At 66.2% G+C, this 22271-nt stretch carries 18 protein-coding genes; 5 read left to right on the top strand and 13 right to left on the bottom strand.

Annotated features, from left to right (window positions below):
* Nucleotides 1-423: 423 nt before the first annotated feature.
* The 11 genes from folP to EG244_RS04060 form a co-directional block, all read right to left on the bottom strand.
* Nucleotides 424-1431, bottom strand: coding sequence for a dihydropteroate synthase (folP, locus tag EG244_RS04110; protein ID WP_124963738.1), 1008 nt, complete (start codon nucleotides 1429-1431; stop codon nucleotides 424-426).
* 10 nt (nucleotides 1432-1441) lie between these two features.
* The gene (locus EG244_RS04105) at nucleotides 1442-2335 is read right to left on the bottom strand and encodes a dihydroneopterin aldolase (RefSeq protein ID WP_124963737.1); all 894 of its coding nucleotides are present in this window, start codon (nucleotides 2333-2335) and stop codon (nucleotides 1442-1444) included.
* A 99-nt stretch (nucleotides 2336-2434) separates the two neighbouring features.
* A complete protein-coding gene (locus EG244_RS04100; protein ID WP_124963736.1) occupies nucleotides 2435-3217 on the bottom strand; it encodes a cell wall hydrolase in 783 nt (260 codons plus the stop codon).
* A 179-nt stretch (nucleotides 3218-3396) separates the two neighbouring features.
* Nucleotides 3397-5943, bottom strand: coding sequence for a putative PEP-binding protein (locus tag EG244_RS04095; RefSeq protein ID WP_124963735.1), 2547 nt, complete (start codon nucleotides 5941-5943; stop codon nucleotides 3397-3399).
* Between the two features lie 333 nt (nucleotides 5944-6276).
* Nucleotides 6277-7011, bottom strand: a complete 735-nt coding sequence (locus EG244_RS04090) for an alanyl-tRNA editing protein (protein ID WP_124963734.1) — start codon at nucleotides 7009-7011, stop codon at nucleotides 6277-6279.
* 165 nt (nucleotides 7012-7176) lie between these two features.
* Nucleotides 7177-9582 carry a DUF3772 domain-containing protein gene (locus EG244_RS04085; protein WP_124963733.1) on the bottom strand — a complete coding sequence of 802 codons (2406 nt, stop codon included), beginning with the start codon at nucleotides 9580-9582 and terminating at the stop codon, nucleotides 7177-7179.
* An 8-nt stretch (nucleotides 9583-9590) separates the two neighbouring features.
* Nucleotides 9591-10622: a cysteine synthase A gene (locus EG244_RS04080; protein WP_124963732.1), complete on the bottom strand. Its 1032-nt coding sequence runs from the start codon at nucleotides 10620-10622 to the stop codon at nucleotides 9591-9593.
* A 69-nt stretch (nucleotides 10623-10691) separates the two neighbouring features.
* Nucleotides 10692-11774 (bottom strand): NUDIX domain-containing protein, encoded by a 1083-nt coding sequence (locus tag EG244_RS04075; RefSeq protein ID WP_158617232.1) that lies wholly within the window; start codon nucleotides 11772-11774, stop codon nucleotides 10692-10694.
* A 23-nt stretch (nucleotides 11775-11797) separates the two neighbouring features.
* Complete coding sequence (locus EG244_RS04070; RefSeq protein ID WP_124963730.1) at nucleotides 11798-12238, bottom strand: TrgA family protein; 441 nt, start codon at nucleotides 12236-12238, stop codon at nucleotides 11798-11800.
* 77 nt (nucleotides 12239-12315) lie between these two features.
* The gene (locus tag EG244_RS04065) at nucleotides 12316-13560 is read right to left on the bottom strand and encodes an aminotransferase class V-fold PLP-dependent enzyme (RefSeq protein ID WP_124963729.1); all 1245 of its coding nucleotides are present in this window, start codon (nucleotides 13558-13560) and stop codon (nucleotides 12316-12318) included.
* A 677-nt stretch (nucleotides 13561-14237) separates the two neighbouring features.
* Complete coding sequence (locus tag EG244_RS04060) at nucleotides 14238-14873, bottom strand: J domain-containing protein (RefSeq protein WP_124963728.1); 636 nt, start codon at nucleotides 14871-14873, stop codon at nucleotides 14238-14240.
* Between the two features lie 87 nt (nucleotides 14874-14960).
* Between EG244_RS04060 and EG244_RS04055 the strand changes: the two genes are divergently transcribed.
* Entirely contained in the window at nucleotides 14961-15218 is a 258-nt protein-coding gene (locus EG244_RS04055) for a BolA family protein (protein WP_124963727.1), read from the top strand.
* A gap of 416 nt (nucleotides 15219-15634) precedes the next feature.
* On the opposite strand, the gene EG244_RS04050 is transcribed toward EG244_RS04055, so the two are convergent.
* Nucleotides 15635-16081, bottom strand: coding sequence for a DUF4177 domain-containing protein (locus EG244_RS04050; protein ID WP_124963726.1), 447 nt, complete (start codon nucleotides 16079-16081; stop codon nucleotides 15635-15637).
* A gap of 154 nt (nucleotides 16082-16235) precedes the next feature.
* Between EG244_RS04050 and EG244_RS04045 the strand changes: the two genes are divergently transcribed.
* Nucleotides 16236-17549, top strand: coding sequence for an FAD-binding domain-containing protein (locus tag EG244_RS04045; RefSeq protein WP_124963725.1), 1314 nt, complete (start codon nucleotides 16236-16238; stop codon nucleotides 17547-17549).
* A 125-nt stretch (nucleotides 17550-17674) separates the two neighbouring features.
* The gene (locus tag EG244_RS04040; protein ID WP_124963724.1) at nucleotides 17675-19819 is read left to right on the top strand and encodes a malate synthase G; all 2145 of its coding nucleotides are present in this window, start codon (nucleotides 17675-17677) and stop codon (nucleotides 19817-19819) included.
* Nucleotides 19820-19891: 72 nt separating this feature from the next.
* Here EG244_RS04040 and EG244_RS04035 read toward each other — a convergent pair whose 3' ends face one another.
* A complete protein-coding gene (locus EG244_RS04035; RefSeq protein ID WP_124963723.1) occupies nucleotides 19892-20575 on the bottom strand; it encodes a hypothetical protein in 684 nt (227 codons plus the stop codon).
* 214 nt (nucleotides 20576-20789) lie between these two features.
* Between EG244_RS04035 and EG244_RS04030 the strand changes: the two genes are divergently transcribed.
* Both EG244_RS04030 and rpmB read left to right on the top strand, forming a co-directional pair.
* Nucleotides 20790-21557, top strand: a complete 768-nt coding sequence (locus EG244_RS04030) for a gamma-glutamyl-gamma-aminobutyrate hydrolase family protein (RefSeq protein ID WP_124963722.1) — start codon at nucleotides 20790-20792, stop codon at nucleotides 21555-21557.
* A gap of 336 nt (nucleotides 21558-21893) precedes the next feature.
* Complete coding sequence (gene rpmB / locus EG244_RS04025) at nucleotides 21894-22181, top strand: 50S ribosomal protein L28 (RefSeq protein WP_124963721.1); 288 nt, start codon at nucleotides 21894-21896, stop codon at nucleotides 22179-22181.
* Nucleotides 22182-22271 lie beyond the last annotated feature (90 nt).

Genomic DNA, 22271 nt, shown 5'->3' with positions numbered 1-22271 from the left:
CTCTGTGCAGAATAGGGGATTTGACACCTCTCCTACAGAATGAGGGCCTGTCACACAAGGGCGGGGTCCCCTGCAGCGGTGCCCGGGCGGGCTGCAGCCGGGGCAGGCCGGCGGGGGGGATTTCCCGGTGCCCGCCCCGGAACTTTGCGCAGCCCGGGGGGTTTGCACTGTGAAGCTGACGTAACGGAGGTCACATGAAGGGTATTGCCGCCTGGCTGATCGGTATTCCGATCCCACTGATTATTATTCTCTATCTGTTCGACGTGTTCTGAGCCGCAGCACAGAGGGCCGTTGCGCGACGGCCTGCGCCGGGGGGGCTGCCCCTCCCCGGGGTCCTGACCGGTCTGAAATGGCTGTCACCACATCCCGCAGCCGGATCGGCCGGATCAGCAAAAAGCCCCCGCAGCGCGGGGGCTTTTTGTCTCAGGCCAAAGCCACCGCCTGCCAGAGCCGCAGGGCCTGGCGCATCTGGGCGGCATCATGGACGCGGATGATCTGCGCGCCCTGGGCCACCGCCGCAAGATGCACCGCGAGCGAGCCGCCAAGGCGCTGTGCGGCCTCCGGCTCCTGGCCGATGCTGCCGACAAAGCGTTTGCGCGAGGCACCATAAAGGATCGGGCAGCCCAGCGAATGAAACAGGCTCAGCCGCGCGGTCAGCGCCAGATTATGGCCTTCGTCTTTTGCAAAGCCGATGCCGGGATCGAGAAGGATCCGCCCGGGCCGCACACCGGCGGCAATCGCGGCATCGCGCCGTGCCTCCAGATAGTCATAAACATCGAGCAGCACGTCGTCGTAAACCGCCTCGCCGGTCATGGTGTCGGGCGTGCCGCGCATATGCATCAGGCAAAGCGCCGCCTCGCTGGAGGCCGCAAGGCTGGCCATGGCGGGGTCAAATTCCATGGCGGTGACGTCATTGATGAGATCTGCCCCGGCCTCCAGCGCTGCATCCGCGACATGGCTTTTGCGGGTGTCGATGGAGATCGGGATCGTCAGCCCCTCATGGCGCAGCGCGGCGATCACCGGCTTGGTGCGGGCGATCTCTTCGCCGCGCGCAATCAGATCGGCCCCGGGGCGGGTGCTCTCGCCCCCGATGTCGAGGATGTCCGAGACCGCCGCCAGCGCGCGGGCGCGGGCAATCGCGTCTTCCCGTTCCGAGAATTTGCCGCCATCGGAAAAACTGTCCGGCGTGGTGTTCAGGATCGCCATGACGCGCGGCGCGCTGAGGTTGAGCCCCACCAGATCCGGGCGCGGTGCGGTGATCTGCGCCAGCACATCGGCGGGCACCTCACTGATCTCAACGATTTCAGGGGCGGCACCCCGGGTCAGCTTTTCCACCCGGTCAAACCAGAGCCAGCCCCCGGCGATCCTTTGCGCGCCCGCACTGCGGGCGGGGTCGTTCAGCGGGATGGCACGCCAGTACATTCTGCTCATGATCCGACCCTCAGACTTGTGCGGCCACGACCGGCACGGCGCTGGACCCGGCCTGCGGCAGCGCTCCGCAGACCTGCATCTGCACCGCCTGAAACTTCTCAGCAAACCAGAGCGCCAGAACCAGAGGATCTGTCACCACGCCCTTCGGCGCATCGGGCGTATCCAGCACCAGCTTCGAGGGCGCCCAGACCAGCATTCTGCCCTGCCGCATCGCCCAGTCGATCTCGGTGCGCGAGGCGACCACCATGCAGCGCGGATCGCGCGCGGCCAGCCGCCAGGCGTTCTGCTCCAGCGCCAGCAGATCAATCCGGCGCTGCGCCTGGGCCTGGGGCACTTCCGGCCGGGGGCCGGGGGCAAAGCCCACGGTCAGGATTACGGGCGCGGGCTGCTGCGACAGCCGGTCAAGCCTTGCCGACAGATCCGGCGCGCTCAGCGCCGCTTCATCGAGATGAACGACCATCGGATGCGGCAGGGGATCTTCGCTCAGGGCCGCATGTGGCGCATCGGCGCTGCGCTCAATCTCAACCCCCAGAGCGCCGGGGCCGCGATCGAGCTTTTCGATGCGCAGAAAGACCTTCTGCGCCTGCGGCTCACGCAGGATCCGCGCGGCGATGTCATCGGCCAGGGTTTCCAGCAGGTTGAAACGGCGCGCGGCCAGCTCCCCGGTCACGGCTTCGGTGATTTTGTCGTAAGACAGGATGCGGTCGACATCATCGTCCTTCGGCTCACCCGCGCCCGCCACTTCCACGACGACATTAAAGCGCAGACGCTGGCTGCGGCCGCGCTCCAGCTGAAAGGCTCCGATGTCGGCTTCAAGCACCAGATCGCGCACCGAGATGCGGTCGCGCGACTGCGCGGCACGGGCTTCGGGATGGCCAAAGGCCCGGGGGAGATCGGTGCTCATGGATCGGCTTTCACAAATGGTAAACGCCCGGGCACTGGCCCGGGCGCTGTCAGGACCCGGAACCGGGCCGGGCCGGTCGTGCGGCCAGAGGTCGTGTCTTCAGAGGCCTATGTCAAGCCGTGCAAGACCGCGCGCCGCCAGCGGCAGCGGCAGGGCGCCGCGCGCCGGGGCCTGATCGGCACTGGCGATGCGGCCCGAGAAGGCCGGACGCGCGCCGGGCTGGCGGTAGAACAGATGCCCGCCGATCTGCGCGGTCTTCGGGAATTTCCGGCTCCAGCCCGGGCGCACGGCGCGGGTGTGGAAATGGGTGGCCCCGTCGGTCAGCTCTGAGACCGGCTGCTCCATGGTCAGCCGCGCGATTTTACCGGCGGTCTCCCAGGCGCGGCGGTCACTGACCACTTCGGGCTTGCCGTCGCAGGCATAAGAGAACTGGCAGGCGTTCAGGTTCTGCGCGCCCTGGTTCACCACACCGCAGACGGAGTTGGGATAGCCTTTGGTGCCGACGCGGTTGAGGATCACCTCGGCCACGGCGAACTGGCCTTTGATGCTTTCGCCGCGGGCTTCAAAGTAGATGGCCTCGGTCAGGCAGGTCCATTCCGGCCCCCCGGAGGCAGGCGGCATGGCCGCGAGGGCGCTGTCTTCGTACCAGCGTTCACGGCTGCGCTCACGCGGGCGCAGCGAGGTCTCGGGCGCAGCCGAGCGGACGAGGGCGGGTGCGCTGGCGTGCAGCGCAGATTTTTCACTTTCAAAAAGGCGGCCGAGATCGGCGCTATAGCCCGTCCAGGGCGAATTTGAGGTGCTCACCGTCACGTCGGCGAGGGCACTTCCAGATAAGGCACACAGCACGACGAGGCTGCGGAGCATGATCGCTTTACAGCGCATGGTGTCCGTTCCCGGGTCAGTTTCAGGGCATCGCCTGCGGGGAAGAAATGCCACCGGCGACCGGCGGTATGTAGCCCAATTGTGCGTTTTCGTCCATCCGGGGGTATTTCTGCGCAAAAACGCACAGGCCCGGCGCCGATTCGGCCCGGATTTAACCAAGTGTTAACCGCCTGTAGCCGTTAACTTTTCAGCGCATTTCGCTCCTGCAGCGCGAGATGCGCTGCGGCAAGCCGCGCGAGTGGCACGCGATAGGGCGAACAGGAGACGTAATCGAAGCCTGCACGCCGTGCGAAGGCGATTGATTCGGGGTTGCCGCCATGCTCTCCGCAGATCGACAATGTAAGATCAGACCGCGTGGCGCGACCCCGTTCCGCACCGATCAGCAAAAGTTCGCCGACCCCGTCGATGTCGAGGGTGTGGAAAGGGTCTTCCGGGAAGACACCCTGGTTCACATAGGCCGACATGAATCGCCCCGCATCATCGCGCGACAGACCATAGGTCATCTGCGTCAGGTCATTGGTCCCGAAGGACAAAAAGCCCGCATGTTGCGCGATATCCCCGGCGCGCAGACAGGCGCGCGGCGTCTCAACCATGACGCCGAGCTTATAGGCAAAGTCGACACCGCGTCGCGCCCGGACCTGGGCGGCCACAGCCTCCAGCCGCGTCTTCACCAGTTCCACCTCGCGCATGGCCGAAACCAGCGGGATCATGATCTCGGGCACCACCTGAATGCCGCGCGCGCCGACCGCGATGGTGGCCTCAAAGATGGCCTGGGCCTGCATCTCATAGATCTCGGGCAGGGTGACACCAAGCCGCACCCCGCGCATCCCGAGCATGGGGTTGAACTCCGACAGCGCCTCAGCGCGTCGGGTGATTTCTGAGAGCGGACGGTCCAGTGCTTCGGCCAGTTCGCGCAGGCCTTCGCGGCTGTGCGGCAGGAACTCATGCAGCGGCGGATCAAACAGCCGGATGCAGACCGGAAGACCCTCCATGATACTGAAAAGATGGATGAAATCTTCACGCTGCATCGGCAGAAGCCGGGTCAGCGAGGAGGCGCGGTCCTTTGGATCATCGGCAAAAATCATCTCGCGCATGGCGATCAGACGGTCCTGATCAAAGAACATATGCTCGGTGCGGCACAGCCCCACACCCTCGGCTGAGAAGTTCAGCGCGGTCTGGGCATCTTCCGGCGTATCGGCATTGGCGCGCACGCCGATATCGCGGAATTCATCGGCCCAGGACAGGAACTCGCGGAAGTCATCATCCAGCGCGGGGGCCAGCATCATGGCCTCACCCGCCAGGGCCTCTCCGGTGGTGCCATCAAGGGTGACCAGATCGCCCTCATGCAGGATGCGACCGCCCGGCGCGATCAGCCGCTTGTCGCGGGCATCAAGCTGCAGGCCTGACGCGCCCACCACGCAGGGCAGCCCAAGGCCGCGGGCGATCACCGCCGCATGGCTGGTCATGCCGCCGCGCTCGGTCAGCACGCCCTGGGCTGCATGCATCCCGCGGATGTCTTCGGGGCTGGTCTCACGGCGCACCAGGATGCAGCTTTCGCCCCGCGCCGCCGAGGCCTGGGCCGAGGTTGACGAAAAGACAAGCCGCCCCACCGCCGCGCCCGGGCTTGCCGCAATGCCGCGCGCAAAGACATCGCGCGCGCCGCGCGGATCGACCTGGGGGTGCAGAAGCTCTGAAAGGGCCCGCGGCTCCACCCGCAGCACGGCATCGTCTTTGCCGATGACCCCGTCTTCCGCCAGCGCCACCGCAATCTTCAGCTTCGCCCGCGATGAGCGGGTGACGGGGATCGCGTCCAGCACCCGGATCTGACCGTTCTCCAGCGTAAACTCGATCTGCATCTCTTCGCGCAACCGGCGACGACAGACCGCGCCATAGCGCATCAGATCGGCAAAGACCTCCGGCGCGAGTTCCTCCAGCGAGGGGCCGCGCGGGTCGCACTGCAGATAGATCGTGCCTTCCCCGGCCCGGGTGATCGCATCGCGCCCCAGGCTCTGGCTGAGATAGCGCCCGGTGATCTGCGGCAGGCCGGTGGTGCTGTCGACAAACTGAATGACACCCGAGCCTGAGACGCCATGGCCCATCCCAAGCGCCATCTCCTGGACCACAAGGCCCAGGCCCGCATCCTCGGGCGCACCCTTGGCCTTGCGCAGCAGCCGCGCCGTGGTCCCCTCCCAGGCCCGCGACATCGAGCGCAGCGCCTGGGTCAGCTGATGGGCGGCATCTTCGGGGAAGGGCTCGTCGGTCTCCTGCTCATAGGCGCGCAGCGCGGCGCGCAGGGCCTCCGGCGTGGCCGCCGAGGCGTCGAACATATCCGGATCAAGCCGGGCGACGTGGATGGCATAGCTTTGGATGAAGCGCAGATAGAGGGCATCGGCCACCGCCTGGCCATGGGTCTGCGCCAGCCGCGCATGGCTTTCGGCGTTCAGCCCGATGTTCAAAAGCGTTCCCGGCCCGCCCCAGTCGGTGTTCTGCGGCGAAGGCCGGACCGAGAGCAGCACCCCCGGCTCAAAGGCCTGTAATATCGTGGCCGCGGGCGCCGGCTGACCGCTGGCAATGGCGCGCACCGCGGTAAAAGGCAGCGCCACCGTGCGCGGCACCGGCAGATCCAGCCGGATCAGGCGTTGCAGGCATTTCGCCCGCCAGCCATGGGTGCCGGCCTGGATGGCCTCGGTGGGCGTGATCACGGCATGGTCCGGGGTTTTCTGCACGGCTGCACCTGTCGCTGAGACTGCGAAAGCATAGCCCCTTGCGCGGGCGGCGCAAGGAGCCCGCGCCCTGTTTCGCTGCAATGCAGCGGGTTTAGCGCGATACGCAGGCCGCAAACCTTGCCCGCGCCCCCCTGGGATCCGTCGATAAAGGGGGCGGCTGCCTGTTTGCGGCCCGGGGTTTTGACCGCGCCACGCCCTTTCGCCGAACCAGGCCGCGCGGCTTCCCGCCCCGATCCCCCCGCAAGCGGGGGGCTGCCCCGTCCCCGGCAGAAGCCCCGTGACCCGCAGGCTCTCAGTCCCGCTGTGACGGCGCAGAGCTCCGGAAAGCCCGCCTTAGTCCTTTGCCGGATCGTCCAGAACCAGGCTGACGCGGCGGTTCTGTTTGCCCTTCTTCTCGATCTTACCGATCCGGGCACGGCCCACTTCGGCGGTGCGCGCCACATGGGTGCCGCCGCAGGGCTGCAGATCGATCCGCGCCTCACCCTCGCCGATCTGCACCAGACGCACACGGCCCTGGCCGGTGGGGGGCTTCACGGACATGGTCTTCACCAGACCGGGGTTCGCCTCCAGCTCTTCATCGGTGATCCAGGTGGTCGAGACCGGCAGATCGCGCGAGATCAGCGCATTCAGCGCCTCTTCAATCGCCGCCACATCGGCCGGGATGTCCGGCATGTCGAAATCCAGCCGACCCTTGCCCTCGGAAATCTGCCCCCCCGTCACCGGCAGCGGGATCACCACCGACAGCAGATGCAAAGCCGTATGGACCCGCATCAGCTTATAGCGCCGCTCCCAGTCCAGCGTGACGCGCACATCCGCCCCGACCGGGGGCAGGGTGCCGGGCTCAGAGGCCAGCAGCACGGCGCGGGCTTCAGGCGATTTCACGGTATTGGCAATGGTGACGCGGCCGCCCTCCCAGTCCAGCCAGCCGCTGTCGCCGGGCTGACCGCCGCCCTGGGGGTAAAAGAGTTCCGGCTCAAGGATCAGCCCGCCCTCATCGGTCTGCGCCACCACGCGGGCGATGGTTTCACGGGCATAGGCATCGGAGCGGTACAGCGGATCAGCAGTCACGGGCAGGCTCTCTCTCGTGTGTGTTGTCGGGCGGTCTGATGCCGCAGTCAGAGAGACTGTTCCCGATCCCGCAGGGCCTGACAAGAGCGGTGCCGCGAAAAGGCGGCAGGCCCCCCGGGGGGATCTGCCGTCCTTTGGGGGGCTGCGCCGCTCCGGGGCGAGCGCTCAGCGCGTAAACGGGGCCGGGGCCGCTCCGGCGGGCGGGGCGGGCGGCTCTGGCAGGATCCTTGGCAGCGGAAGATGGGCATTGCGCTGCGCGAAGGGAATGGCGACGCCTTCGGCCTGAAGCCGCGCATGGATCTGATGGTTGATCTCGGTCCGGACAGAGCTGCTGAAATTGACATCGCGTAGGATGGCGCGGATCTCAAAGTTCAGCCCATCCGCGCCAAATCCAAGGAACAGCACCGAAGGCGGCGGCGTCAGCACCACCATGGGCTGCGCCTCAGCGATCTCCTGGAGAATTTTCTGCACTTTGCGGCTGTCGCTGTCATAGCTCACCGAGATCGGTACAATGACCCGGCCCGTCTTGTTGAAGGCGGTGAAATTGGTCACCTGGCCTGAGATCAGACTGGCGTTCGGCACGATCACCGAATTGCGGTCAAAGGTCTCCACCCGGGTTGAGCGGATCGAGATGCCGCGCACAATGCCCTGCACGCCGCCGACCTCGACCCAGTCGCCCTCAGCCACCGGGCGCTCAATCAGCAGGATCACCCCGGAGATGAAGTTCTGCACGATGTTCTGCAGACCAAAACCGATGCCCACCGACAGGGCCCCGGCCACAATCGCAAGGCTCGAAAGATCAAGCCCGGTCGAGGTGATGGCCGCCAGCGCCGCCAGCACGATGCCCACATAGCCCAGCCCCGAGACGATGGCATTCTTCGAGCCGGTATCCAGCGAGGTTTTCGGCAGAATAGAGGTTTTCAGCGCCCCCTGCATCAGCCGCGTCACGCCATAGCCAAGGCCGAAAATGATGACGAAAAAGATGAAATCCATCGGGCTGATGCGGGCATCGCCCAGCTTGAACCCGTCCTGGAAGGTGCTCCAGTATTCGGTCAGCTCCGCCGGACGCAGACCCCAGACCAGCGCCAGCAGCGGCACCGCCGCGATCACCAGAAGCGAAGAGACCAGCACCGGAAAAAGCGCATCCCGCGCCAGTTTCGCATCCGCCCGGGTCACCAGCGCATAAAGATCATAGATCAGCCGCTGGGTAAGCGTGACCAGCGCCAGAACCCCCAGCGTCACCATGGCGGGACGCACGGTGGACTGCGCCAGCGTCATAAAGCCGGCTGCCCCGGCCAGCGGGCCTGCAATGCCGATCACCATGGCGGCGCGGCTCAGCAGGTTCACCACCGTGGCGGAAAAGCCCGACACCTCCTGCGAATCCGGGGCCTCGGTCAGCGCAAGGCGCAAAAGCTGGCCGATCCGGAACAGCAAAAGCCCGCTCAGAAGCGTGAAGGGATAAAGCAAAAGCTGGGCGTAATCGCCGTAACGCTCGGGGCTCAGGGCGGCGGAAAACAGCGTCTCCGCCGCGCCCGCCAGCGCAAAAAGCGTGACGAGGATGCGGCCCTCCCGGCGGCGCTCAGGCGCGAGGGGGAGAATGGTGGCCAGATGCTCGCGCGCGGGGAAGATATGGCCCGCGATCCAGGTGGTCAGCGCAAAGACGAAGGTGGCAGGCACGGCCGCATCGGCGATGGCGCGGATCTGCATCCCGCCAAACCCGGTGCGCTGGAAGGCCGAGATCAGCACGGCGACCGCGATGACCGGCAGCGCCACCTGGGCCAGCGAGAGCGGCAGCTCGATCACGCCCCACCAGACCGGGCGCACCCGCGCCTGCAGCCGCGAGATCCCGCGCTGAATGAGGCGGCGGCCCTGCCACATCATGGCAATGGCGATCAGCAGCTCAATGGCCAGCACGGGGGCGGCATTCATGACCGCCTTGCGCCGCGCCGGATTGGCCCAGGACCGCTCCGTCTCGGCCCAGAGGTCGGTGACCCATTTGCCAAAGACCCCGGCCGCCGGAGCCCAGGATGCGGGGTTGGCGGGGGCAGGGCCGCGCGCGACCAGCTCACTCGCCTGACGCTGGCGCAGGATGGTATCGGCTTCGCGGATCAGGCCATCGGCGCGGCGGTAAGCTTCTTCGGCGGCGATGCCGGGGGCCTGGGCGCGGGAAAGCTGCTCATCCAGTTCCGCGCGGCGGGCGGCGATCTCCGCAGGCTCGGCGGCAGGCTCGGCCGGAGCCTCGCCCAGGGCCGCGATCTGCTCGCGCAGGGTGGTGATGCGCAGCGCATTGCCGGTCTGCGCTTCCAGAAAGGTCTGGCGCCAGGTGGCCAGCTCACTGCGCAGGTTCTCCAGCCGTTCCGAGCGGGTGGTGGGATCGGCGATCAGCTCTTCCGTGCGGGTCGCAAAGGCCAGCCAGGCGGCCGTCTGCTCATCGACCACCGGGGCCGGAGGGGCGGCGGCCTCAGAAGCTGTGCCCGGCGCGGCGGGCGCCTGCGCGTGAAGGCCCGGACTGAGCGCCCCTGCCATGGTGAGAAACAGAAGAACCAGGCAGGAACGCAACAGCACAGTCATCAAAAGGATCAGCCTTCGCTTACATCCGGCACCTGACGCGGCGCGCGGTCGAGCCACTCAGGCACCGGCAGATCACGCGCTTTCAGGAACTCCGGGTTAAAGAGTTTCGTCTGATACCGCGTACCATAATCGCAAAGCACCGTCACGATGGTATGGCCCGGACCCATCTCGCGCGCCATGCGAATGGCACCCGCGACGTTCACCCCCGAAGAGCCGCCAAGGCAGAGGCCTTCTTCGGACAAGAGATCAAAAACCACCGGCAGCGCTTCGCGGTCGGGGATATTGAAGCTCATATCCGGGGTAAAACCTTCGAGGTTTTTCGTGATGCGGCCCTGGCCGATGCCCTCGGTGATCGATGTGCCCTCAGATTTCAGCGCACCCGTGGTGTAAAAGCTGTGCAGCGCCGCGCCATCGGGATCCGCCAGCGCGACCTTCACACCCTTGGGCTGCAGCGCCATGCCGATCCCCGCCAGCGTCCCGCCCGAGCCGACCGAGCAGACAAAGCCATCCACCTTACCGCCGGTCTGTTCCCAGATCTCGGGGCCGGTGGTCTCAATATGGGCCTGACGGTTGGCCGTGTTGTCGAACTGATTGGCCCAGACCGCGCCACCGGGTTCCGTCTTTGCCAGCGCCTCGGCCAGACGGCCCGAATAGCGCGCGTAGTTATTGGGGTTCGCATAGGGCGCGGCGGGCACTTCCACCAGGGTGGCCCCTGCCAGGCGCAGCATGTCTTTCTTTTCCTGGCTCTGGGTTTCCGGGATCACGATCACCGTCTTAAAGCCCAGCGAGGAGCCGACCAGCGCCAGACCGATGCCGGTATTGCCGGCAGTGCCCTCAACAATGGTGCCGCCCGGCTTCAGCGCCCCGCGCGCCACGGCATCGCGGATCATATAAAGCGCGGCACGGTCTTTGATCGACTGGCCGGGGTTGAGAAATTCTGCCTTGCCCCAGATCTCACAGCCCGTCAGCTCAGAGGCTTTTTTCAGGCGGATCATGGGGGTGTTGCCGACCATATCGGCCAGATCGCGGCTCATGCGCATCGCTTTGTCCTTCCCGGAGGGGCTTTCAGTCAGGTTTAGGATCTCAGTTGCGGAAAAACAAGGCAGCGCTCAGCCCGCAGCCCGCAGCCGGTCGCGCTGCCCGGCCAGCCAGAGGGCCGACAGGATCAGCGGGCCGGAGGCAAATTCCGGGGTGGTGATCCGTGCCATCAGCGCGTCAAAGGGCAGCAGATGCGCACGGATGTCCTCGGCCTCAGAGGCAAGCCCGCCCAGACGCGGCAGATCATCGGGCAGATCGCAAAGCGCGATATAGGAATAGAGGAACTCGGCCTTGGCCCCGGGGCTTGGGTAGTAACGCGCCGCCTCGATCAGCCGGTCGAGCGTCAGCCCGGCTTCCTCCTCAGCCTCACGCCTTGCGCAGTCTTCGGGGGTCTCAAAGGCATCGACGCGGCCTGCGATCGGCTCCAGCAGCCAGGGGTTTTCCGCGCCGCGCGCCAGCGGACCCGAGCGGATCTGCTCGACCACCAGCACGCGGTCGCGCTTTGGGTCATAGGGCAGCACCGTGGCCGCATCCGAAGAGATGAAGGCCGCGCGGTTGATCTCGGGGCTTTCGCCGCCGTCAAAGCGGCTGTGGCGCAGATCATATTCCTCGACCGAGAAGTAATTGGCATAGACCACGCGGCGGTCGCGGACCGCAACATCCCCCGGCCGCGCGTCGCGGCGGATCTTTGCGCCTTCCTGTCCGAGCGCCCGCAGGCGCGAGGCGGCACGGCGCAGCATCATATCCCAGCGCACCACGGTCAGCGGCAGATCAAGGCGCTGATAATCGGCCATCAGATCGCGCAGCGCCTCGGTGACCACCTCTTCATGGCCGGGGGGCTGGGGCACCGCGGGGGCAGCGGCGGGGTGCAGCGGCAACAGCGCCTCACGCCCGTCGGGCAGCGGCAGGCGAGCCTGACCAAAGCAGGCGGCCAGCCAGTCGATCCGCGCCAGATCGGCCTCCGAGGGGTCGCGCAGCTCCAGCCCCTCGGTCTGCGCCGCCTCAGCCGCCGCCAGCGCGGGCCAGTGACCGGGCAGGGCGGCATGGGCCTCAAAGCCCGCCAGCCGCGCACGGCCCACGGCCACCGGATGACCCAGCACGAGGCTGAGCCCCTCAAGCCGCGCCAGCGGCCCGTGAAGAAACAGCGATGTCATGCGCTTCCTTTCTGCGCCGCCCCTCAGGACCAGCGCCGCCCGCTCCATTCGGCCAGAGCGCCGCCAAGCACCCCCCCGAGGATCAGAACAAGTATCGGCTGCGGCTGAAAGATCCCGGCCGCATGGTGGAAAAACAGATCGACCACGCCCAGAAGTGCGTCCAGGACCCCGTCATAGCGCTTCAGCAGGCTGCGTTTGCCCATTTCCATCACGGAAAACAGAAAAAGCCCCGAAACCGCAAGCAGAAACGACGTCCTGAGCCCGCCTGCCATGGCCTGGGGCATGCCGCGGCCCGTCAGCCTTCCCATCACGCTCCAGCCCAGCAGCGACCCCAGAAGGGCTGCCACCAGCGAATAACTCCCCCAGGCCGGACGCGGCGGCAGGCCAAGACGATAGGTCTCTGCCGCAAAGAAGCCCACGGCCATAAAGGCGAGAGCAGCGAACAGGCGGGCGGCGGTGGGCATGGCAGAACCTTCCGGAGAGCGTATCAGCGCGAGGGGGGGCCGTCAGAGCCACCGTCCCCCGCGCGACATTGGATTGCTCAGAGGCGGCGTTCAAGCGCTGAGATCAGCTGCGCAATCTCTGCCTCAGAGGTGTAATGCGTGAACGAGAGCCGCAGAACACCGGGCCCGGGATCCACCCCCATGGCCTGCAGCGGGCGCTGGGCGTAGAAATTGCCGCCCCCCGCCATGATGCCGTCCTGCGCCAGATCCGCCGCCACCGGCGCGGCCGCGCGGCCCAGATCGAGCGCGAAGGTCGGCGCGCGCCCCTCGGCCTCGCGCGGGCCGAGCAGCCGCAGGTCATTGCGCGCCGAGAGCCAGGCCAGCAGCGGCGCGGACAGCGCGCGCTCCTGGGTGCGCATCAGGGCGTGGACGGCGGTGTTTTTCTCGCGCGGGCTGCGGCTTTGCCGGGCGGGGAAATGGTGGTCGTGCAGCGCCTCGATGTAATCCGCCATGCCCGCGCAGGCGGCAACCTGGGCGTGATCGGGCCCCGCGGGGGTGAAGCGTTTGTAAAGCACATCGCCGTTGAAGTGATGGGCCTGGTTCGGCAGCGCCTCTGCCACCGCGCGGCGGATCACCATGATGCCCTGATGGGGGCCATAGGTTTTATAGGCCGAAAAGAGATAGATATCCGCCCCGAGCGCGGGGATATCCGGCAGGCCATGGGGCGCATAGGAGACCCCGTCGACACAGCTGATGGCCCCGGCCGCGCGGATCATGCCCGAGAGTGCCGCCACATCATTGATCTCGCCCACCACATTGGAGCAATGCGGGAAGGCCACCAGTTTCACCCGGCCATCGCCCAGCAGATCCGCCAGACGCGCGGGGTCAAGATGGCCGGTCTCAGGATCAATCTGCCACTCGCGGATCTCAATCCCGCCTGCCTCCAGCCGCCGCCATGCGCCGCTGTTGGCTTCATGATCCTGATTGGTGACGACCAGGGCATCGCCGGGCTTCAGGCTCTGGCGGAAGGCCTGAGAGAGGATATAGGTATTGGCGCTGGTTGAGGGGCCAAAGGAGACCTCCTCCCCCTCAACCCCCATCAGGGCTGCCAGACGGGTGCGGGCCTCATCCATCTCTTCGCCGCCCAGACGGCTCGCCTCATAGGCGGAATAGGGCTGCACCTTGCGTTCATGGTAAAACCGCGTCAGCCGCGCGATCACCTGGGCGCAGGTATAAGACCCGCCCGCATTCTCAAAAAAGGCCTGGCCCTGCAGGGCGGGCGCGGAAAAGGCGGGAAACTGGGCACGGGTAAAGTCGGTGTCAAACCGGGGCAGCGCAGTCATCGGTAAATCCCTGAAATATCGGCCCCGGCAGCCTGCCGCGCCCCCCGCCGCCTGGCAAGCCCTGCCGTGCGGAAGACCGCGCCTGCCCCTCGGCAATGCCGAAATTCAGCGCATTGACCGGGGGGCATCGGGCAAAGGCGGTCCCGGCTTTGGGGGCGGCAGGCTGATCAGGCGCAGAGCTTTGAGGCGGCCCTGCGGCCCCCGCCTCTCAGAGGTCTTCGGCGCTTTGTACGATACGCAGGGTGCCCCTGGCCCTGCGCATCGTCCTGTGCTGACGGACCTCTGCGCCCTCACTTCCGTCAGGTGCCCGTGTCGCGCGGTCTCCTGTTCTCAGCTCACAGGTGATGGGGGCTTTCGACAGGGGATGTGAGGGCGGTTGATCTGACCCGCCCCCGCGCCGGGTCTGCCCCTTGCGGCGCGCACCGCTGCGCAGGTCAATCCCCGGGGGCAGGGGCGCGAAGGTTCATGAGGGGCAGCTTCCCTTGCGCTGCGCGCCTCCCGAATGGCGGCGGAGCGCGGTTATGGCCGAAGCTGTCGCGCCACTCTTCTGACCTGCACCCCTTAAGGGGGGGGCGGACCGATCGTGAGGGAGCTGTATGGCCGGGGCGCCGCATGGGCCGCGCAGGATATGACAAAGCCGGCCCCGAAGGACCGGCCAGGTCGTCTTTGCACGCAGCTCAGTCTTTGAATGAGCGGCTGTCTTTGACCTGATCCCAGGCCCAGACCACCTCCTGGAGCCGCTCCTCATCCGAGCGGTCGCCGCCGTTGAGGTCGGGGTGCAGATCCTTCACCAGGCTTTTATACTGCTTGCGGATCTCGGCGCGTGTCCAGGTGTCACGGGCGTCGAGGATCTCCAGCGCCTTGCGCTCGGTGGGCGGCAGGCGGCGGGTATTGCCCTTGGGGATGCCCGCGCCATTGCGGGTGCCCTTGTCGCCAAGGATCTCCAGCGGGTCGTTCACGCCCATGCGCACCCAGGCATTGCCTTCATCCGGGCGCTCGCCAAAAGGCTTGGTCTCGCGGCCCCACACACGGTCTTTGTCGATGAATTTCTGGAACTCTTCCTCGGACTGGCCCTGGAAGAAATTCCACTTCAGATTATACTCCCTGACATGCTCTTTGCAGAACCACACAAAGTCGTTCAGCTGGTCCGGCGAGCGGGGTGCACGGTACTGACCGGGGTCTTTACAGTCCGGATAAGAGCACGGCCGATCGGTGTTTTCCACCGCACCCGACATGCCCCGGCGGGTGCGGGCTTTCTTCTTTTTGTCACTCGTGACGCGGATATCAAACTCGAAGGGCGATCTGGTGGTCATTACTTTGGGGCTCCGGGCTTGCCTTTCCGACTCAGGGCGGAGAGCATAGACCATTCCGCAGACAGTTGAAGGGACGAAGAAGATAAAATGGGCATCGAGGCCGAAATTCGCCAGAGGCTTGAAGCCGCCTTCCACCCCGATCACCTTGAGGTGATTAACGAAAGTCACAAGCACGCCGGACATGCGGGCGACAATGGCACCGGCGAGAGCCACTTCCAGGTGGTGATCCGGGCGGGCGCTTTTGCCGCACAAAGCCGCATCGCCCGCCACCGCGCCGTGCACAAAGCGCTGGGCGAAGATCTGACCACCCGCATCCACGCGCTCGCCCTCGACATCAGCGGCTGAACGGGGCGGGCGATGTCGGCGCCGGGCAGGAAGGCCGGGACGTCATCACCCCGGCCAGTCAGGTTGGGGCATCGGGATCGTCCCTCCCCGACAGCAGTGACCCGCAGCGGTGGCCAGCGCCCTGACCCGATTTGAGAGGATGGCTCAGTTGTGGATGCCGCCCGTCAGAGCGGCGGGGCTTTCATTACGTTGGGCGATCCGTTTTCGGTGTCAGATCCATCCGCACCGACAGCAGTGATCCGCAGCGGTGGCCGGTGCCCTGCTCCGATTTGAGAGGATGGCTCAGCTGCGGATGCCGCCTGTCAGAGCGGCAGTGCTCTCATCACGCCGGGTGGCAATTTTGAGGTGTCAGGATCGCTCTTCCCCCACAGCAATGATCCGAAGCGGGGGCTGCGGGCCATTTCCGGCGGGGCGGCTCAGTCCCGGGCGCTGCCCAGCAGGGGGGCGGGGCCTGCATCGCTCTGGGTGTTCAGCCTGGGGGACGGGGCTGCAACCGGGGCCGGCGGCGGCACGGCGGGCGCTGTGGCGGGTGGGACCGGCGCGGGTGCCACGGCGGGGAGGGGCGGCGGTGCGACCGGATCGGCCATCACCGCGCGCAGGGCGGCGGGGCCGGCATCTGCGGCGGATTTCAGCGCGCGGCGAAAGACCAGCAGCGACTGAAAGCTCGTTGAGACGCGGCCGGTCAGCCCGGTGCGCTCTTCCACCGGCAGGGTGTCGGTGCGCAGATACTCCCAGCCATCGAGCGCCATCTCATTCATCACCCGGGTCAGCGCATAGGCAAAGCGGTCCTCGGCGGACTTCAGCCCGCGGGCTTTGTCGCCCTTCCGGGGGGCAGGGACCACCTTATATTCATGGGTCTGCATACCGTCGTCCTTTACCAGCTTCTGAAGGCCTGAGGGTTAAAGCAAGAAAGCGGGTCTGTGAAAAGGCCCTTTCCCGCCCTCGGCAAAGCTTTGCCTGCGGCTGTTGCACGGAGGATCTTTACAGCCCCGAGGGCCGGGAGTATCGCTTTGTTTCATGGATGTTCTTGTCTGGTTCCGATCCGATCTGCGGGTGAGCGATCATCCCGCCCTCAGCCGCGCCGCGACGCTGGGCGCGGTGCTGCCGGTTTTTGTGGCGGATCCGCAGGACTGGGCGGCGCCTGCGGCCTCGGGCCGGCACTGGGCCTTTGTGGCGGCAGCGCTGACAGAGCTGGGCGAGGATCTGGCGCGGCTTGGCGCCCCCCTCAGCCTGCGCCAGGGGGCTGCGGCAGAGGTGCTGCCAAGGCTGTGCCGCGCGCGGGGCATCCGCCATATCGTCAGCCACCGCCGCGCATGGACCGCCCCGCGGGATGCGGCCCTGCGCCGGGTGCTGGAGGCCGAGGGGATCACCTGGGAAGAGCTTTCAGAGGAGACCCCCGGCCTTGCGCCGCCTGAGAGGCTGACCCCGGTTGAGGGGGCGGTGGCGGGGCTGATCCCGCCCGCCCGCAGTCTCGGCCTGAAGGATGACCCCTGTCCCTTTGCCCAGGGGGGCGGTCGGCGCGCGGGGCTGCAGCTGCTGGAGAGTTTCGTCACCGGGCGCGGCACTCAGGCTCCGGTCGGCTCGCTTTCGCCGCTGGCGGGAGAGCGCAGCTCGCTGCGGCTTTCGGCCTTTCTGACCTGGGGGCTGCTGTCGCAGGCCGAGCTGCGCGCCGCACTGCCGGGCGCGCTGCCGCCGGAGGTGGTGAAGGCGGTGACCGCGCGGCTGAACGCCCGCCGCCGCGCGGGCCAGCTGGAGGGGGGCGCGCAGCCCGCAGCCCCCCTGACGGCGGCGCTTGCGGCCTTTTCAGAGGGGCGCTCTGGCCTGCCTTTTGCGGATGCGCTGATGCGCTATCTGCGCGCGACCGGCTGGGTGAATGCCCATGCCCGCAGCCTGCTGGCCTCAGTGGCTTTGCACCATCTGGGGGCGGAGTTCAGCGCCACGGGGCAGATGCTCGCGCGGCTGCTGAGCGATTATGATCCGGCGATCTTCTGGTTTCAGCTGCAAAAGGTCGCCGCCGCCCGCCCGCTGGATCCGCTGCGCGCGGGCGAGACCTTTGATCCGGAGGGGCGGTTCATCCGCCGCTGGTGCCCGGAACTTGCCGCGGTCCCTCAGGCGCATCTGCACCGGCCCTGGCGCTGGTCGGGGGCCGGATCGGTGCTGGGGCGGCGCTATCCTGAGCCGCTGGCCGACCCGCAAAAGGCGCTGCGCGAAGCGGCGGCGCTGCACCGGCTGCGGCTGCGCGATGAGACGGAGTTTGCGGTGATTGAGGATCCGCGCCCCTTCCTCTTTTCGCCCCGGGCCCCCAATGCGCAGCTGACGCTTGATCTGTAATCCCGGGGTTCACTTTTCGCGTTTTGCAGAAAGTGATGCTTTGGGTTTGGGCGAAAATGAACTGCCGTCACCGCGCGGGCTCTGCTACAAATGGCCAAAGCTGCGACCGTTTGGGGAGAGATCAGATGAGCAACCGCACCGACCGCCATGGCCTTCAGGTGGACAGCCGCCTTGCCACCTTCATCGAAGCGCAGGCGCTGCCGGGAACCGGCCTTACCGCAGAGGCTTTCTGGTCCGGTTTCGCAGATCTGGTGACTGGCCTTGCGCCGAAGAACCGCCTGATGCTGGCCAAACGCGAGGCGCTGCAAAAGCAGATCGACCTCTGGCATAAGGCCCGTCGCGGCCAGCCCCATGACTTCCCCGCCTATAAGGCCTTCCTGCAGGAGATCGGCTATCTGGTCCCCGAAGGGCCCGATTTTCAGATCACCACCGAGAATGTCGACCCCGAGATCGCTGAGATCGCCGGGCCGCAGCTGGTCGTGCCGATCACCAATGCGCGCTATGCGCTGAATGCTGCCAATGCGCGCTGGGGCAGCCTTTATGACGTGCTTTACGGCACCGATGCCATGGGCTCGAACCCGCCGCCCGGGGGCTTTGAGCAGGGCCGCGGCGGCCGTGTGGTCACCCGCGCCAAGAGCTTTCTCGACGACACCTTCCCGGTGAAGGGCGCAAGCCATGTTCAGATCACCGGATATAAGGTCGAGGGCGGCCAGCTGCTGGCCAATGGTCTGCCGCTGGAAAAGCCTGAGCAATTCGCAGGCTTCACCGGCGAGGCTTCGGCCCCGGCCTCGGTTTTGCTGAAAAACAACGGCCTGCATGTCGAGCTGGTCTTTGACCGCGCCCATCCGATCGGCAAAACCGATCCCGCAGGTCTGGCCGATGTGCGGCTGGAATCGGCGCTCTCGACCATCATGGACTGTGAGGATTCGGTCGCCTGCGTCGATGCGGAAGATAAGGTTCAGGCCTATTCCAACTGGCTGGGCCTGATGAAGGGCGATCTCTCGGAAGAGGTTTCCAAGGGCGGCAAAAGCTTTACCCGCCGTCTGGCCGAAGACCGCGTCTTCACCGCGCCCGACGGCGGCAGCCTGACGCTGAAGGGCCGCTCGATCCTGTGGATCCGCAACGTGGGTCATCTGATGACCAATCCGGCGATCCTGCTGGCAGATGGCTCTGAGATCCCGGAAGGGCTGATGGATGCCATGGTCACCGTGCTGATCGCCATGCATGACCTCAAAAAGCCCGATGGCCTGCGCAACAGCCACAAGGGCTCGGTCTATGTGGTGAAGCCGAAGATGCATGGCCCCGAAGAGGTGGCCTTTGCAGATGAGATCTTCACCAGGGTTGAGAAGGCCCTCGGTCTTCCGGCCAATACCGTGAAAATCGGGGTGATGGACGAAGAGCGCCGCACCTCGGTCAACCTGAAGGAATGCATCCGCGCCGCCAAAGCGCGGGTGGCCTTTATCAACACGGGCTTTCTTGATCGCACCGGGGATGAGATCCATACCTCGATGGAGGCGGGTCCTTTCTCGCGCAAAGACTTCATCAAGTCGAAGGGCTGGATCGCGGCTTATGAAAAGCTGAACGTCGATATTGGTCTGGAATGTGGCCTGGCGGGCCGTGCGCAGATCGGCAAGGGCATGTGGGCCATGCCCGATCTGATGGCCGCCATGCTGGAGGCGAAGATCGATCACCCGAAATCGGGCGCGAACTGCGCCTGGGTGCCCTCGCCCACCGCGGCGACGCTGCATGCGCTGCATTACCACAAGGTGGATGTGAAAGCCGTTCAGGCCAAACTCGCCAAAGGGGGCCGCCGCGCGCATGTCGATGCGGTGCTCTCGATCCCGCTGGCGACCTGGGGCCGCTGGACGCCCGAGCAGATCGCCCGCGAAGTGGAGAACAACTGCCAGGGCATTCTGGGCTATGTGGTGCGCTGGGTTGATCAGGGTGTCGGCTGCTCAAAAGTGCCGGACATCAATGACGTGGGCCTGATGGAAGACCGCGCGACCTGCCGCATCTCGGCGCAGCATGTGGCGAACTGGCTGCACCACGGCATCGTGGGCCGCCAGGAGGTTGAGGCGATCCTGCGCCGCATGGCCGAGGTGGTGGACGGCCAGAACGCGGGCGATGCGGGCTATAAAGCGATGGCCCCGGGCTTTGACGGCCCCGCCTATCAGGCCGCCGCAGAGCTGATCTTTGAGGGCACCACCCAGCCGTCGGGCTATACTGAGCCGCTGTTGCACGCCTGGCGTCTGAAAGCCAAAGCGGCTTAAGCAGAAGGCCGCTCTCTGCCCCGGTTTCGGGGCAGAGAGTGTTTCTCCATGCTCCGGCCCGGAGACGCCCTGTCAGGCGGGCTGCAGTGCCTGCGCGGCCACCGCCTCCAGGGTGGCGATGAAAGACGGATCGGGGCTGCGCTGAACATGATCGCGGTTCCACAGGCCCGAGCTGCGCACCAGCGCCGCGTGGCTGTGATGTCCGAGCCAGCCTGCGGAGGGCGGATCAATCGGCAGACGCCCGTGATTCGAGAGCAGCGCAATCGCCCCCGCCTCCAGGACTTTGCGCAGGGACTGCTGCCCCGGCGGATCTGCCACGGGCAGGCAGCGCAGCTCCAGCCTGGCCATTAAGGTGCTGACCTCTGCCTCCAGCCGCTGTTCGGCGGCTTGTGTCTGGGTATCCTGCGGGCGCTCGCCCCCCCATCCCGCAGGCATATCTCCGCCCGCCTGCCGCGCCAGCGCCGCCCCGGTCAGCAGGCGAAAGACGGAGCTGCGGTGGTGACCGCCATCGCCCGTTTTGCGCCCGTAATGCTGTCGCAGCCGCGTCTTCAGCACCGCCCGCCCCCCCGGGGTCAGCCCGTGGGTGCCGATGCGTGTCACCCGCAATCCGCCCTTTGCGCGCTGTTCTCCGGGCTCAAAGACGAAATAAACCCCCTGAGGCGGGGCGACGGCCAGGGCGGCGGGAAACGGCAGGCAGGGTAGTCTGGCCAGCAGATCGTAAAACCTTTCAAGATCTTTTTCGCGGGAGTGGGGCATTCTTTCTTAACCTCCGGGGGGCATGATCGGCCTCAGGCAAAGTCGGTCAGGCGAGTGTCACATGGGAATGATTAAGTGCTGCTTAATATCAGGGCGGCTCCCGCAGCGGTGCAGGGCCGCTGTGCGGGGCCAGGGGTTTCCCTTTCCCGGAGGCGGGGCTAGTCTTGCCCCGACAGGCGCAGGGAGCCGCGCCGGAACCTCGGGTTGAGAGACAATGCAGCCAGCCACACGCCGTCCCGTTGTGGGAATCATCAGCAATGAAAGCGTTCTCAATGACACCTATCAGGTCCATGCCGCAGGGCTGATGAACTGTCAGGCGGTCTCGGGGGTGGCGGGATGCCTGCCGCTGGTGATCCCGGCCGACCCGCGCCTTGTGAAGGTCGAAGAGCTGCTGGAAAGCTGCGATGCCTTTCTGCTGACCGGGGGCCGCCCCAATGTGCACCCCAGCGAATATGGCGAGGAAGAGACCCCGGCGCATGGCGCGTTTGACCGCAACCGCGATGCGATCACTCTGCCGCTGATCCGCGCCTGTGTCGAACGCGGGCAGCCTTTCTTCGGCATCTGCCGCGGCTTTCAGGAAGTGAACGTCGCGATGGGCGGCACGCTTTATCCCGAAATCCGCGATCTGCCGGGGCGGATGAATCACCGGATGCCGCCCGATGGCACCATCGAAGAGAAATTCGCGCTGCGCCACACCGTCACTCTGACGCCCGACGGCGAATTTGCGAAGATCTTCGGCTCGACCGAGGTGATGACCAATACGCTGCACGGTCAGGGCATCAACCGCCCCGGCAGCCGCATTGTGATTGAGGGGCATGCCCCCGATGGTACCCCGGAGGCGATTCGGGTCGAGGGTGCGCCGGGCTTTACCCTCTCGGTGCAGTGGCACCCGGAGTATAATGCCGCAGGTGATCCGGTCTCGCGCCCGCTCTTTACCGCTTTCGGAGAGGCCGCGCGCGCCTTTGCGGCCAGGCGCAGCTGAGGCGGGGCGGTCCTGGCGCGGTTTTGCGATTCGAAGGGCTTTGATTCTGCCCCGCGAAGCCCGCCCGGGCGGTGAATCCCACAACATCCTGGGAGCGGGGCCGATGAAACCCTGGATTCAGGCGAGATTCCCGCCGCATGGGTCAATGCGCCTCTGGCCCCTGGGGATAAGTTCTGCCATAAGCCTTCAATCATGTTGCGGCCGAAGGTCGGAAGGCTGAAGGGAAGGGCTGTAAGGCTTGACCTTCGACGGCTTTCCTCCTAAACGGCTCGCAATGGTATTGAGCGCTGCTCTTCGGGTGGCGCGGTTCACTGTCGGATACGAAGGATCAGGACGATGTCGCGCGTCTGCGAACTTAGCGGTAAAGGCCCGATGACGGGCAACAACATCAGCCACGCCAACAACAAGTCGCGTCGTCGGTTCCTCCCGAACCTCAACGAAGTGACCCTGCAGTCGGACGTGCTGGGCCAATCTTTCAAGCTGCGCATCTCGGCGCATGCTCTGCGCTCGGTCGACCACCGCGGTGGTCTGGACGCCTTCTTCGCGAAATCCCGCGACGAAGAGCTGTCGGATCGCGCTCTGAAAATCAAGCGCGAGATCGCAAAGGCTCAGGCTACCGCCTGATCTGATTGCGGCCTTCGCCGGATTAAAGCCCCTCGCAACTCAGGTTGCGGGGGGTTTCTTTTTGGGGCCCGCGCTGATGTCCCGGGCGGG

The sequence above is a fragment of the Falsigemmobacter faecalis genome (assembly GCF_003863335.1).
Lineage (GTDB): Bacteria > Pseudomonadota > Alphaproteobacteria > Rhodobacterales > Rhodobacteraceae > Wagnerdoeblera > Wagnerdoeblera faecalis.
The sequence above is the reverse complement of the archived record's forward strand: the minus strand, read 5'-3'. Positions and strand labels throughout refer to the sequence as shown.

Coding starts and splice junctions, on each gene's coding strand:
- folP (WP_124963738.1), bottom strand. CDS start 1,431: ATGAGCAGAATGTACTGGCGTGCCATCCCGCTGAACGACCCCGCCCGC.
- EG244_RS04105 (WP_124963737.1), bottom strand. CDS start 2,335: ATGAGCACCGATCTCCCCCGGGCCTTTGGCCATCCCGAAGCCCGTGCC.
- EG244_RS04100 (WP_124963736.1), bottom strand. CDS start 3,217: ATGCGCTGTAAAGCGATCATGCTCCGCAGCCTCGTCGTGCTGTGTGCC.
- EG244_RS04085 (WP_124963733.1), bottom strand. CDS start 9,582: ATGACTGTGCTGTTGCGTTCCTGCCTGGTTCTTCTGTTTCTCACCATG.
- EG244_RS04080 (WP_124963732.1), bottom strand. CDS start 10,622: ATGCGCATGAGCCGCGATCTGGCCGATATGGTCGGCAACACCCCCATG.
- EG244_RS04075 (WP_158617232.1), bottom strand. CDS start 11,774: ATGACATCGCTGTTTCTTCACGGGCCGCTGGCGCGGCTTGAGGGGCTC.
- EG244_RS04070 (WP_124963730.1), bottom strand. CDS start 12,238: ATGCCCACCGCCGCCCGCCTGTTCGCTGCTCTCGCCTTTATGGCCGTG.
- EG244_RS04065 (WP_124963729.1), bottom strand. CDS start 13,560: ATGACTGCGCTGCCCCGGTTTGACACCGACTTTACCCGTGCCCAGTTT.
- EG244_RS04060 (WP_124963728.1), bottom strand. CDS start 14,873: ATGACCACCAGATCGCCCTTCGAGTTTGATATCCGCGTCACGAGTGAC.
- EG244_RS04055 (WP_124963727.1), top strand. CDS start 14,961: ATGGGCATCGAGGCCGAAATTCGCCAGAGGCTTGAAGCCGCCTTCCAC.
- EG244_RS04050 (WP_124963726.1), bottom strand. CDS start 16,081: ATGCAGACCCATGAATATAAGGTGGTCCCTGCCCCCCGGAAGGGCGAC.
- EG244_RS04045 (WP_124963725.1), top strand. CDS start 16,236: ATGGATGTTCTTGTCTGGTTCCGATCCGATCTGCGGGTGAGCGATCAT.
- EG244_RS04040 (WP_124963724.1), top strand. CDS start 17,675: ATGAGCAACCGCACCGACCGCCATGGCCTTCAGGTGGACAGCCGCCTT.
- EG244_RS04035 (WP_124963723.1), bottom strand. CDS start 20,575: ATGCCCCACTCCCGCGAAAAAGATCTTGAAAGGTTTTACGATCTGCTG.
- EG244_RS04030 (WP_124963722.1), top strand. CDS start 20,790: ATGCAGCCAGCCACACGCCGTCCCGTTGTGGGAATCATCAGCAATGAA.
- rpmB (WP_124963721.1), top strand. CDS start 21,894: ATGTCGCGCGTCTGCGAACTTAGCGGTAAAGGCCCGATGACGGGCAAC.